The following is a 13259-nucleotide window of genomic DNA, read 5'->3' as shown; positions in this document are numbered from 1 at the left end:
TGCTACACCTTCTTCCTTAAACAAGCAATATAAAAGCCATCTGTTGCAAAATAGTGCGGTAAAATTTGTACTTGACCTTCATCAATATACGAACCTAACTTTTCTGGCATACGCTCTTTTATCGTAGTATCCCACTCAAACTCAGGATGCTCTTGTAAAAATCGTTCTATTACTTGTTCATTTTCTATTTTTTCAATTGTGCACGTACTATAAACAAGGCGACCACCTTGTTTTAATAACGGTGCGATTTTTTCTAGTATTGCAAGTTGGATCGTCGATAATCTTTCACTATCGCCTTTATCTTTACCTAACTTAATATCAGGCTTACGTCTAATTACACCAAATCCAGAACATGGGGCATCTACTAATATTTTATCAAACGTTTCATTTGCAAAGTGTTCTTGCACTTTTCTAGCATCTAATGCCTTTGTTTCGACATTTTCTAGACCAAGTCGCTCTGCTTGTTGTTTAATTAAACGTACTTTGTGTGCATGTAAATCAAGGGACATGACTTGACCAGTTCCTTTTAATCGCTCTGCGATATGTGTTGTTTTTCCACCTGGAGCAGCACAACTATCAAGAACTACATCCCCCTCATCTGGTTCTAAGGCACGTGCTACCAACATAGAACTTTCATCTTGAATAGAAAGAAAACCTTTTTTAAACGCATCTGTGTGCGCTACATTCCCTTTTTCAATTTGAATTGCATCATCTGATAAATCGCCACGCTTCGCTTCTATACCTTCACTAGCTAATAATGCAATTGCTTCTTCTACTGTTATTTTATCAATATTCACACGCGCTGTTGGTACAGGCGGTAACATGTTCACTTTACACATTTTCTCAGCAGTTTCTAAACCATATTCTGAAGTCCACTCTTGGACAAGCCAAATTGGATGACTTGTTGCAATTGCCAAACGTTCTACTGGATCTTTGATTTCATCTACAGAAGGTACACCTTCTCTTTGAATCGAACGTAATACACCGTTCACCATACCAGCAATTCCTTTATGCCCGCGACGCTTTGCAATCTCAACCGCTTCATGAATAGCCGCTCTTTCGGGCACTCGGTCTAAATAAATCATTTGATATAAAGATAAGCGAAGTAATACTCTTACCCACGCTTCAACTTTCTTTTTTAAAAAAGGCTGTAAATAATAATCTAATGTATCACGACGTTGGATTGTTCCATATACAATCTCAGTTAATAAACCAATATCTTTTCTATCAATTGTACTTTTTTCAATTAGATTATTTAAAAGTAAGTTACTGTATGCACCACTTTTTTCTACTTGAATTAAACCATCAAGAGCTAATTCACGAACATTTTGTCTCATGCATTTTCTCCTAACTTCGTTCCAATTTCAGGTTTTGTTCCACGTAAAAATTGTGAACAACTCATACGCTTTTTACCAGAAGGTTGCAATTCTGTAACTTTAACACCCGTTTCATTACCAGTTGCTACAACGAAACCATCTTCTTCGATCGCAACAATCGTACCTGCTTCAGCTGATTTCGTTACAGGTACTTTTTCTCCCCACCATACTTTAACAACTTGTCCTGCTAAAGTTGTATAAGCAACTGGCCATGGATTCAATCCGCGAATGTGATTGTATACTTCTTCACCTGTTTTTGTCCAATCAATTTTCTCTTGCTCACGTTTTATATTATATGCAAACGTTACTTCTTCCTCGTTTTGTTTAATTGGTTCTAACTTACCTTGAATTAGTAAAGGTACTGTTTTAGATAGAAGATGTGCCCCTGCTTCACTTAGCTTATCAAATAACGAGCCTGTCGTTTCACGCTCTTCAATTTCCACTTCTACTTGCGTTAAGATATCACCAGCATCCAATTTTTCTACCATATACATAATTGTAATACCTGTTTTTTCTTTCCCTTCCATAATTGCATAATGGATTGGTGCACCACCACGAAGTTCAGGAAGTAAAGAAGCGTGGACGTTAATACATCCATACTTCGGTGCTTCTAAAATTTCATTTGGTACAATTTGACCGAACGCAGCTGTTACAATTAAATCTGGCTCTAATGCCAATACTTTTTCATATTCGTCTTTCTCACGAATTCTTAACGGCTGTAACACCGGAATACCATGCTTTTCTGCTTCCACTTTAACAGGTGTAGGTGTTAATACTTTTTTTCTACCTACCGGACGATCTGGTTGCGTCACAACACCTATTACATCATAGCCATCTTCAATAAGACGACGAAGCACCGGCACTGAAAAGTCCGGTGTTCCCATAAATACTACTTTTATCATTTAAAAACCGCTCCTTTTAATACCTATTCTAATTCATTTTCCTCATAATATCTTGTCACTTTCGATGTAAATAACACACCGTGTAAATGATCGATTTCATGTTGAATTGCACGCGCTAAAAAACCTTCTGCTTCTAGTAAAAATACTTTACCTCTGCGATTTTGCGCACGCACTTTAATATAATCCGCACGTTCCACTTCACCATAAAGTCCCGGGAAGCTTAAACAGCCTTCGGGACCTACTTGTTCACCACGTTTTTCTAGTATCGATGGATTGATTAACTCGATTTTCCCAGTATCATCACCAATATCAACTACCGCCACTTGCAAGCTTACCCCTACTTGAGGCGCAGCTAAACCGACTCCGTCCGCAATTAACATTGTTTCATGCATATCTTTCAACAATTTCACTAACTTTTTATCAAAGTTAATTACTCTTTCACACGGTGTTTCTAACACTTCATTTGGATGCTTTACTATTTCTAAAACTGCCATATTTCCCTCCGCTACATTAACATTGTTGGATTAAAATCAATTGAGATTTGTAGCTCTTTTTGCATTTCTGCTTGATAATGTTCATTTACCATTTTGAGCACGTTCTTTAAGTTTGGTTCCCGTTTGTATTTTATCATGCATTGATAACGATATCTATCTTTTATCCTTGGAATTGCTGAAGCAACCGGTCCTAACACCATTGTTTGCTGCGAACAGTGCGACCGTAAATGACCGACAATTTTTTCCGTCACTTGTACGGCCTTTAATAATTCCGGATGAGATACCGTCACAAGTACAACATAGTAATAAGGTGGATATTGTCTCGTTCGTCTCATTTGCATTTCTTGGTCAAAAAACGCATCATATTGTTGGTTCTTTGCTAACTCTATACTGTAATGTTCTGGCGTATACGTTTGAATGATAACTTCCCCTGGCAATTCATGTCGGCCTGCTCGTCCACTTACTTGCGTCAATAACTGATAAGTCTTTTCACTCGCCCGAAAATCAGGTAAATGAAGCATCGTATCAGCAGTTAAAACCCCAACAAGCGTTACTTTCGGAAAATCTAACCCTTTCGCGATCATTTGTGTTCCAAGTAATATATCTGCTTTTTCTTCCCCGAACGCCTTTAATAATTTCTCATGCATCCCTTTACGACTCGTCGTATCTACATCCATTCGAATGACTCGTGCTTCTGGAAATAGTTTTGTAATTTCTTCTTCTACCTTTTGCGTACCTGTACCAAAGAAACGAATGTATGTACTTTGACAAGCAGGACACGCAGTCGGCATATTTTCTTCGTAACTGCAATAATGGCATTTTAAACGATGGTTCATTTTATGATATGTCAGCGAGATATCACAATGCGGACATTGTACAACGTACCCGCAATCACGGCACATAACAAATGTAGAATGCCCCCTTCTATTTAAAAAGAGCACCATTTGTTCTTTCTTTTCTAACCGATCTGCTATTTTTTCATGCAGCGCCTTTGAAAACATGGAGCGATTCCCGTCACGAAGTTCTTCACGCATATCAACAATCTCTACTGTCGGTAAAGCTTGTTCGTTCATACGTTTTTCCATCGTCAGTAATTCATACACACCTTTTTTCGCTCTTGCAAACGATTCAAGCGTCGGTGTTGCACTACCAAGAACAATAGGACATTTATGATATTGTCCCCTCCACACAGCTACATCCCTTGCATGATACCTCGGATTATCTTCTTGCTTATAGCTCGATTCATGTTCCTCATCAATAATAATAATCCCTAAATTTTCAAAAGGAGCAAATACAGCTGAGCGTGCACCAACTACGACTTTCACTTCTTTCCTTAAAATCTTACGCCATTCATCATATTTTTCTCCAACAGACAGCGCACTATGAAGAACTGCAACTTGTGAGCCAAATCTACCTTTAAAACGGTCTACCATCTGAGGCGTTAGCGCAATTTCAGGAACAAGCACAATAGCTTCTTTTCCTTTCTCGAGCACCGCTGCTATAGATTGTAAATATACTTCTGTTTTTCCACTTCCTGTAACACCATATAGTAAAAATGGATTGTAAGTTTCATTTGTAATTGATGATAAAATCGGTGTAATAACTCGCTTTTGTTCCTCAGTAAGTGGGAATGGTTTCGTTTGTTCAAAATCGTCATCGTCATACGGATTCCGATATACCTCCACATACTTTTCTGAGATTAGCCCCTTTTTAACAAGTGCTTTAATTGGAGCATCTGTTATTTGCAACTCTTCTGTTATTACTTTCAACGGCACACTTTTATAATTTTCCACAAAATAATAGAGTACATCTTGTTGTTTTTTACTTTTCAGTTCAAATGCTGCTAATTCCAATTTATCTTCTGGCAACTCCGGTTGAACGACTCTTTGTTTCTTCTTTTGTACTTTATCTTTTACGTGATAAACGACTTCAATCGTGCCATGTTTAATTTCTTGTTGAATCGTGCGGTATAGATGTGGCTGCGTCTCAATCGCTTCCCAATCTATCGCTTCTTTGTCTTGAAATAAAAACAGTAGTTCAGGTGCTACTTCTTCTTGTTTACGAAGCTGTAGACGTTTTTTATATGTTGCTTTTATAGCCGTTGGAAGCATAACTTGAAAAGCTGAAATCATATAACATAACGTTTCACTTGTAAGCCAATATCCAAGATTTAACAACTCTTCATTTAAAACCGGTGTTACATCTAAAATTTCATGGATTGTCTTTAACTTCTTACTTTCTACTTCAACCGAATCTTTAATACCAATAATAAAACCTTGCAATTTCCTTGGGCCAAACGGAACTACTACACGCATGCCTGTCTGGACAATATCTTCCCATTTTTTAGGGATAATATAATCAAATGGTCGATCCGTCTGACGTGCAGGCACATCAACAATTACACTTGCAAATTTCATAGACGATCATCTTCTAACATCATTTCAATTTGCTTTAATATTTCATGAGCAACCTCTTTCTTCGTTAAAAGTGGCAACTCTATAACTTCTCCATCTTTTCTATACATTGTTACAATGTTCGTATCTGTACCAAATCCAGCTCCTTGCGCCTTTACGTCGTTTGCAACAATCATATTCGCATTTTTCTCACGTAATTTTTTCGTTGCATATTCCTCTACGTTTGTCGTTTCAGCCGCAAAACCGACAAGTAACTGTTTGTCCTTCATCTTACCTAACGTTTTTAAAATATCTACTGTTCTCTCTAGCTCAATTACAGCATCGCCATTTTTCTTTTTCATTTTATTATCATGAACATATTTCGGACGATAATCTGCAACCGCTGCTGTTTTAATGACAACATCTACGTTTTGATAATGTTGAATAACTGCCTCTAACATATCTTGTGCCGATTCCACTTGCATTGTAGTTACATGCAATGGTGGATTTAATGCTGTCGGTCCCGAAACAAGTATGACTTCAGCACCTAAGTTCGCCGCCACTTCCGCAATTGCGTATCCCATTTTTCCAGAAGAAAAATTGGTCATAAAACGGACTGGATCAATCTTTTCACGAGTTGGGCCAGCGGTTATTAATATTCTTTTTCCTTGCAGTGGTTTTTGTTCTGAAAAAGCATCTTCTAACCGTGCAATAATCGCTTCAGGTTCTTCTAATCTTCCCTTCGCTACATAACCACACGCTAAAAAACCTTCTCCAGGCTCAATAAATGTATATCCTAACGTTTTTAACGTCATCATATTTTTTTGAACAATTTTATTTTCATACATATGCACATTCATAGCAGGTGCAATCCACACTGGGGCTGTAGTAGCTAACAAAGTAGTTGTAATCATATCATCTGCAATACCGTTAGCTAACTTTCCAATACAATTGGCTGTAGCAGGTGCAACAAGTACAACATCTGCCCAATCTGCTAAATCGATATGAGCAATAACAGCTGAGTCTTTCTCATCGAATGTATCCGTATATACATCATGGCGAGAAAGCGCCTGGAATGTAAGAGGTGTAACAAACTTCATTGCCGACTCACTCATCATTACTTTTACAATAGCACCAGCTTGTGTCAATTTACTCGTTAACGCAGCCGCTTTAAAGACCGCAATGCCTCCTGTTACACATAAAAGTATCTTTTTCCCTTTTAGCATATGGCTCGTCCTCTTTCTTTTTCAAACTTATAATACTGAAACAAGATTATCAGCTCATCAGTATCAATATTTCTTCCCTACCGTAAAAAAATAACAACCTACTTGTAAATAGGTTGTTACCGTTACATAGAAAATTATAAAGTCTATGTTTTAAATTGTCGAAGACAAAGTCTTATTCAGTTACTTTATCTTCACTTGGTACGTAGCTTAACGCTTCAATATCAATTTCTTCTAATGCTTTACCTACACATTTATGAGAGACTGGTTTTTCTACAACACAGTTATTAGCAAGTTGCATTTCACGCGCACGTTTTGCAGCCACTGTTACAAGTGTATATTTAGAATCGATTTTTGTTAATAATGAATCAATTGATGGATTTAACATAATTATAGACCCTCCGTCATTTCTTTATAATATTTTGCTACTCTTTCGCGGCGGCAATGTTCACCAACCACAATTGCTTTAATTCTTTCACAAGCTAGTTTAACTTGGTCGTTTTCTACAACGTAGTCGTAAGCGTCCATCATATCAATTTCTTCTTTCGCTACCGTTAAACGATTTTCAATCACATCTTCAGTTTCTGTACCACGACCGACAATTCGGTTCTTTAGTTCAGATAAACTTGGAGGTGCTAAGAAAATAAATACACCTTCTGGGAAAGCTTTCTTAACTTGAATTGCTCCTTGCACTTCAATTTCTAAGAATACATCTTTTCCTTCTTGTAATGTTTTTTCAACATAATCAATCGGTGTTCCGTAATAATTACCTACGAACTCAGCCCACTCAAGTAATTTTTCATTACGAATCATTTCCTCAAATTCTTCTCTCTCTTTAAAGAAATAATCCACACCATCCACTTCACCTTCACGTGGCTTACGTGTCGTTACTGAAATGGAGTACTGAAAACGTGTATCCTCATGACTAAACAGCTCTTTTCGAACCGTTCCTTTACCAACCCCAGAAGGTCCTGAAAGAACGATGAGCAATCCTCTTCTACTTCTCATAAATATGTAAAACCTACCCTTCCTCACTTAAATCTTCTTTATTATTCAAACGATGTGCAATCGTCTCTGGCTGAATTGGACTTAATACAACATGCCCATCATCCATAACAATAACCGCCCTTGTTTTTCTCCCATACGTAGCATCAAGTAAAGCATTATGTTCGCGTGCTTCCTGTACTGTTCGTTTAATAGGAGCTGACTCCGGACTTACAATAGCAATAATTCGATGAGCAGATACAATATTTCCGTATCCAATATTTAAAAACCGCATGGCCATAGTTTGCGCCTCCTAGTAAGTCTATCCGATTTCTCCACCACGTATAACTTTATATATTTTTTGAAAGCTACTCAATATTTTGTACTTGTTCACGAATTTTTTCAAGGTTATTTTTCATTTCTACAACATATTTTGAAATTGTTAAGTCATTTGCCTTAGAACCAATCGTATTAATTTCTCTATGCATCTCTTGCACGATGAAATCCATTTTCCTTCCAACAGGCTCTTCAATCTGCAGTGTTTCACGGAATTGTTCTAAATGACTTTGCAAACGAACTAACTCTTCGTGAATATCACAACGCTCAGCAAAGATTGCAACTTCTGTTAGCAATCTTTGTTCATCTAGATCTTGATTATGTAATTCCTTTAAGCGATTTTCTAATCGTTCACGATATTTTTGTGTAACAATTGGTGCATGCGGAATAATTGCGTTTACACAATTGTGAATTTCTTGTAAACGATACGCTATATCTTTATGTAATCGTTCTCCTTCGCCATCTCTCATCGTTTTTAACATATGAGCAGCTTGGCGAACAGCCTCATATAAACTGTTCTCAAATTGTTCATTTACGTTTTCTACCTCTTCAATCGCTGTTACTTCTGGCATTGCCATTAATTGCTCGAGTGTAATAGAATCTTGTAATTGAAATTTTCCTTTTATATCTTCCATAATCGATTGGTACTGCTCAAGAAGCGACCAATTCACACTTAATTTTCTTTCAACAAGCCCTTCACCCGCTATACTAATAGACACTTCAATGCGTCCACGGCGAACTTGCTGTGCAATTATTTTACGAATTTTGTCTTCAAATACCATCATTTGCTTCGGTAGTCGAATACTCATCTCTAGAAAACGGTGGTTCACCGATTTCATTTCTACTGTAATTTGAAAAGTATCACTTTCTACTTTCGATCTTCCAAACCCTGTCATACTGCAAATCATTTTTTATCACATCCAAGCCATGAAATAACTCAATGAAAAAGGTAATAGAGACAAGGCTCTACTACCTTCTGTAAATTATATCACATTTTCATATCATTGACTATTTCAAGTTTAATCCCTTCTTATATAATATTGGCTTTTCCTTCTTTCCCTTTTTCCCTGTTAATAAAGAGCCTACTAATAAGAAGGTCGGAATTGATGATAAACCTCCAATTAACAACCAATCTCTCGCTTGTATTGGCATCGTGCTAAAAATCGGCTGTAACGGTGGATAATATATAACGACGAGCATGAGTAGTAATGAAATGATAACCGCTCCTACTAAATACACATTTCCAAACGGATTGCGGTGGAAAACAGAATGCTCACTTCGGCAATCAAATACATGAATCAGCTGAGCAAGTACCAACGTTGCAAACGCTACAGTTTGTGCATATTTCAGTTCATTTGGATGTTGATTATATGCAATAATAAACGCTACTAACGTCACTGCCCCAATTAAAAAGCCACGGCTTATAATTTTCCAGGCAAGCCCTCTAGCAAATACCCCTTCTTTCGGATGACGCGGCGTTCTCTTCATCACGTCTCCCTCAGCCTTATCCAAACCTAATGCCATTGCTGGCAAACCGTCAGTAACTAAATTCACCCATAAAATTTGAATTGGAACCATTGGCAGCGGTAATGCAAGCAACATTGCAAATAGCATGACCAAAATTTCTCCAACGTTCGATGCTAATAAATAACGAATAAACTTACGTATGTTCTCGTATATATTTCTACCTTCTTTAATTGCTGATTTTATCGTAGCGAAATTATCGTCCAGCAATACAAGAGAAGAAGCTTCTTTCGCAACGTCTGTCCCTGTAATTCCCATCGCTATCCCAATATCCGCTGTTTTTATAGCTGGAGCATCGTTTACTCCATCACCTGTCATCGCTACTATATGTCCTTTATTTTGCAACGCCTTAACAATTTTCAATTTATGTTCTGGTGATACACGAGCAAATACATACGTATCTTCTACAACATTTTCTAGTTCTTCTACATCCATATTTGCGAGTTCTACTCCTTCAACAACGCGTCCTCCTTGTGGTAAAACCCCTAATTGTTCCGCAATCGCCATTGCTGTAACTTTATGGTCACCTGTAATCATCACTGTTCGAATACCAGCTTCTCTGCACTCTTTTACAGCCTGCTCTACCTCTGGTCTTGGCGGATCAATCATACCTTGTATCCCAACTAACATAAAATCCTTTTCAACGTCTCTTTCATGTTCGGTAGAATCAGTTACTTTTAATGGCTTAAATGCAACTGCAATTGTTCGCAGCGCTTGACTACCTAAACTATGAATAGCCGCCTGTACTTCTTTTCTATACAACTCACTTAATGGTTGCTGCTTATCTCCCCATAAAATCGTTTGACTCATTTGCAGGAGGACATCTGGTGCTCCCTTCGTAACGACAAACTTTTTCCCTTCTCTATCTCGTACAATAACACTCATCATTTTCCGAGTTGAATCAAACGGAAATTCACGAATAATTTCAAATTTCCCTTTCAGTGCCTCACGCGTTATCCCCGCTTTCATTGCTGCAGCTACAAGTGCTCCCTCAGTTGGATCTCCATCTAATACATACGCCTTTTTCTTTTGAATAATACTTGCATTATTACATAGTGAACCAAATGTGAGTAGTTGATAAAGTGCTTTCGTCTTAACTGGATTCACTTCTTTTTCACCTTTCAGAAAAGATCCATTAGGTTCATACCCTTGACCTGTCACTTTCCACAACTCTCCACCTGACCACATATGTGTTACCATCATTTTGTTTTGCGTCATCGTTCCTGTTTTATCAGAGCATATAACAGAAGCACAACCTAACGTTTCTACCGCTGGTAACTTTCTTACAATCGCTCTCTTTTTTATCATACGCTGTACACCAAGCGATAAAGCTACTGTAACAATTGCTGGCAACCCTTCTGGAATAGCAGCAACAGCTAGCGACACACCAGCTAAAAACATATGATACACTTCATTCCCTTGATACACACCAGCTAACACGACAAGCGCTGTCAAAACAAGAGCCACAATAATTAATATTTTTCCGAGTTGCTCTAATCTTCTTTGCAGTGGTGTTTCCATCTGCTCTGCATTTTGTAACATATTTGCAATTTGCCCCATCGCTGTATTCATACCCGTTGCCACAACGACTCCTGTCCCAGATCCTCGTGTAATCATCGTACCCATAAAAGCCATATTTTTTTGATCACCAATTGAAACATCTTGCCCTTGCAATGCTTCTACTTTCTTCTGCACTGGTACTGACTCTCCTGTCAAAGCTGATTCTTCGATATATAAACTCGCCGCCTCAACAAGGCGTACATCAGCTCCAATACGATCGCCACTAGAAAATTTAATAACATCACCTAAAACGAGTGCTTTAGACGGTGCCTTTACCCACTTTCCATTCCGCAGTACAGTAACTTGCGGGGCGGCTAGCTCTTTTAAAGCTTCCAATGACTTTTCAGCCTTTCTTTCTTGAAAAAAGCCAAGAATACCATTGATAATAACAATTGCCACAATCGCAATAGAATCAATGTATTCCCCTAAAAAAGCAGAAACTATTGTTGCACCAAACAAAACAAGCACCATAAAATCTTTAAATTGCGCCAAAAATACCATCAGTGCAGAAGGCCTTTTCGCTTCATCTAGTTCATTTGTACCAAATTTTTTTATTCGCCCTTCTGCTTCTTTCTCTGTAAGTCCAACCTTCACATTCGTATTCGTTCGTTCTTCCACTTCATGTGCGCGCATTCCATACCAGTTCATCCTGCTATCGACCTCCTGATTCCAGACATACTCTATTGAAAGCTTATTCAGCCTCGTCCAAAAAAATGCTATAATTAACTTTTAGTTAGAAAGGAGTGTTCAATCATGGCATTCGATGGATTATTTACAAGAGCGATTACACATGAAATTGCAAATTCTCTTTACACGGGAAGAATTTCAAAAATATATCAACCTTCAAAATACGAGATTTTATTACATATTCGAGCAAACGGAAAAAATCAAAAACTGATTCTTTCCGCTCATCCGACATATGCACGTTTACACTTAACAAACCAAAGTTACGATTCACCTGCACTTCCACCAATGTTCTGCATGCTTCTTCGTAAGCATTTAGAAGGTGGATTCATTGAAAAAATTGAACAAATTGATTTAGAGCGTATTATTCAAATTACCGTTCGTAGCAGAAATGAAATTGGTGATGAATCGCTAAAAACATTAGTAATTGAAATTATGGGACGACATAGTAACATAATTTTAGTAGACACAAAAACAAACAATATTTTAGATAGCTTAAAACACGTTTCTTTAGCAGTAAACCGACATCGAACTGTATACGCTGGAGCTGAATATATTGCACCACCAGCACAACATAAAATTAACCCACTTCAGGTCGAAACAAATGATGAATTTATTAGACCGCTAGACTTTCTATCTGGAAACATGGATAAACAGCTAGTCGGAACCTTTACCGGAATATCACCATTATTCGCAAAAGAAGTAGTGAAAAAAGCAGGTATGGTAAATGAAAAAGCATTAGCTGACGCATTTTTCTCCATACAAAAACCATTATTAACTCATACATATTCACCAACAATGACTACTTCAAATGGGAAAGAATTCTTTTATCTTTTCCCTCTTGCGCACTTAGCAGGAGAAGACAAGACATTCTCGTCTGTTAGTGAATTGCTAGACCGTTTCTTTTTCGGAAAAGCAGAGCGTGACCGTGTAAAACAACAAGCTCATGATTTAGAGCGCTTTATGCAAAACGAAAAAAATAAAAATGAGAAAAAACTCATTAAACTAGAAAAAACATTACAAGATGCTGGCAAAGCAGATAAATATCAACTATTTGGAGAACTACTTACAGCCAATATGTACGCTTTGAAAAAAGGCGATAAAGATATTGAAGTCGTTAACTATTACGATGAAAATGGCGGAACTGTAAAGATCGCATTAGATCCTTTAAAAACACCATCTGAAAATGCACAACGCTATTTCCAAAAGTACCAAAAAGCGAAAAATTCAGTTGTTGTTGTAGAAGAACAAATCGGAAAAACAAAGGAAGAAATTCTTTATTTCGATAGCTTACTTCAACAAATGGAAGCTGCTTCTTCAAAAGATATTGAAGAAATTCGTGAGGAATTAGCTGAAGAAGGTTATATGCGCAATCGTAAAACGAAAAACGCAAAGAAAAAGCCTACTAAACCCGTATTAGATAAATATTTGGCTAGTGATGGTACAGAAATTTTCGTCGGTAAAAACAATAAGCAAAATGATTATTTAACAACGAAATTTGCCCGCCGTGATGAAATTTGGTTACATACGAAAGACATACCTGGTTCTCACGTTGTCATTCGTTCTTTAGAACCTGCTGAAGAAACTTTACTAGAAGCTGCCAAAATTGCTGCTTATTACAGTAAAGCAAAAGAGTCTAGTTCTGTACCTGTTGATTTCACAAAAATACGCCATGTGAAAAAACCGAGTGGTGCAAAACTTGGTTTTGTTACGTACGACAATCAGCAAACCGTATATGTTACACCGGATGCTGATACTGTAATGAAATTAAAAGCTTAAATAT

At 37.4% G+C, this 13259-nt stretch carries 11 protein-coding genes; 1 reads left to right on the top strand and 10 read right to left on the bottom strand.

The genetic code is table 11. From position 1 onward, the window contains the following. Positions 1-2 precede the first annotated feature (2 nt). From rsmB to AC2CGR_RS18700, 10 genes are all read right to left on the bottom strand, one after another. A complete protein-coding gene (gene rsmB / locus AC2CGR_RS18745; protein WP_087966329.1) occupies positions 3-1337 on the bottom strand; it encodes a 16S rRNA (cytosine(967)-C(5))-methyltransferase RsmB in 1335 nt (444 codons plus the stop codon). Further along, positions 1334-2278, bottom strand: a complete 945-nt coding sequence (gene fmt, locus AC2CGR_RS18740) for a methionyl-tRNA formyltransferase (RefSeq protein ID WP_000598791.1) — start codon at positions 2276-2278, stop codon at positions 1334-1336. The genes rsmB and fmt overlap by 4 nt, the downstream gene beginning before the upstream one ends. A gap of 23 nt (positions 2279-2301) precedes the next feature. Next, complete coding sequence (def, locus tag AC2CGR_RS18735; RefSeq protein WP_000279468.1) at positions 2302-2772, bottom strand: peptide deformylase; 471 nt, start codon at positions 2770-2772, stop codon at positions 2302-2304. 11 nt (positions 2773-2783) lie between these two features. Continuing rightward, positions 2784-5189 carry a primosomal protein N' gene (gene priA, locus AC2CGR_RS18730; protein WP_484481053.1) on the bottom strand — a complete coding sequence of 802 codons (2406 nt, stop codon included), beginning with the start codon at positions 5187-5189 and terminating at the stop codon, positions 2784-2786. Continuing rightward, positions 5186-6391 (bottom strand): bifunctional phosphopantothenoylcysteine decarboxylase/phosphopantothenate--cysteine ligase CoaBC, encoded by a 1206-nt coding sequence (gene coaBC, locus AC2CGR_RS18725; RefSeq protein ID WP_131100675.1) that lies wholly within the window; start codon positions 6389-6391, stop codon positions 5186-5188. The genes priA and coaBC overlap by 4 nt, the downstream gene beginning before the upstream one ends. Before the next feature lie 172 nt (positions 6392-6563). Continuing rightward, positions 6564-6776 carry a DNA-directed RNA polymerase subunit omega gene (gene rpoZ / locus AC2CGR_RS18720; protein ID WP_000933969.1) on the bottom strand — a complete coding sequence of 71 codons (213 nt, stop codon included), beginning with the start codon at positions 6774-6776 and terminating at the stop codon, positions 6564-6566. Between the two features lie 2 nt (positions 6777-6778). Beyond that, the gene (gene gmk, locus AC2CGR_RS18715; RefSeq protein ID WP_484481052.1) at positions 6779-7396 is read right to left on the bottom strand and encodes a guanylate kinase; all 618 of its coding nucleotides are present in this window, start codon (positions 7394-7396) and stop codon (positions 6779-6781) included. A gap of 13 nt (positions 7397-7409) precedes the next feature. After that, complete coding sequence (remA, locus tag AC2CGR_RS18710; protein WP_001251456.1) at positions 7410-7673, bottom strand: extracellular matrix/biofilm regulator RemA; 264 nt, start codon at positions 7671-7673, stop codon at positions 7410-7412. Between the two features lie 67 nt (positions 7674-7740). Further along, the gene (locus tag AC2CGR_RS18705) at positions 7741-8616 is read right to left on the bottom strand and encodes a YicC/YloC family endoribonuclease (RefSeq protein WP_000564120.1); all 876 of its coding nucleotides are present in this window, start codon (positions 8614-8616) and stop codon (positions 7741-7743) included. 100 nt (positions 8617-8716) lie between these two features. After that, the gene (locus AC2CGR_RS18700) at positions 8717-11440 is read right to left on the bottom strand and encodes a calcium-translocating P-type ATPase, SERCA-type (RefSeq protein WP_131100677.1); all 2724 of its coding nucleotides are present in this window, start codon (positions 11438-11440) and stop codon (positions 8717-8719) included. Between the two features lie 105 nt (positions 11441-11545). On the opposite strand from AC2CGR_RS18700, the gene AC2CGR_RS18695 reads away from it, so the two are divergent. Beyond that, entirely contained in the window at positions 11546-13255 is a 1710-nt protein-coding gene (locus AC2CGR_RS18695) for an Rqc2 family fibronectin-binding protein (protein ID WP_029439609.1), read from the top strand. The last annotated feature ends 4 nt before the right edge of the window (positions 13256-13259 follow it).

This window comes from Bacillus sp. LSHTCR4 (assembly GCF_057197025.1).
This window is presented reverse-complemented; position numbering and strand designations above follow the sequence as displayed.

Coding starts and splice junctions, on each gene's coding strand:
- rpoZ (WP_000933969.1), bottom strand. CDS start 6,776: ATGTTAAATCCATCAATTGATTCATTATTAACAAAAATCGATTCTAAA.
- remA (WP_001251456.1), bottom strand. CDS start 7,673: ATGGCCATGCGGTTTTTAAATATTGGATACGGAAATATTGTATCTGCT.
- priA (WP_484481053.1), bottom strand. CDS start 5,189: ATGAAATTTGCAAGTGTAATTGTTGATGTGCCTGCACGTCAGACGGAT.
- AC2CGR_RS18700 (WP_131100677.1), bottom strand. CDS start 11,440: ATGAACTGGTATGGAATGCGCGCACATGAAGTGGAAGAACGAACGAAT.
- def (WP_000279468.1), bottom strand. CDS start 2,772: ATGGCAGTTTTAGAAATAGTAAAGCATCCAAATGAAGTGTTAGAAACA.
- AC2CGR_RS18695 (WP_029439609.1), top strand. CDS start 11,546: ATGGCATTCGATGGATTATTTACAAGAGCGATTACACATGAAATTGCA.
- rsmB (WP_087966329.1), bottom strand. CDS start 1,337: ATGAGACAAAATGTTCGTGAATTAGCTCTTGATGGTTTAATTCAAGTA.
- gmk (WP_484481052.1), bottom strand. CDS start 7,396: ATGAGAAGTAGAAGAGGATTGCTCATCGTTCTTTCAGGACCTTCTGGG.
- fmt (WP_000598791.1), bottom strand. CDS start 2,278: ATGATAAAAGTAGTATTTATGGGAACACCGGACTTTTCAGTGCCGGTG.
- coaBC (WP_131100675.1), bottom strand. CDS start 6,391: ATGCTAAAAGGGAAAAAGATACTTTTATGTGTAACAGGAGGCATTGCG.
- AC2CGR_RS18705 (WP_000564120.1), bottom strand. CDS start 8,616: ATGATTTGCAGTATGACAGGGTTTGGAAGATCGAAAGTAGAAAGTGAT.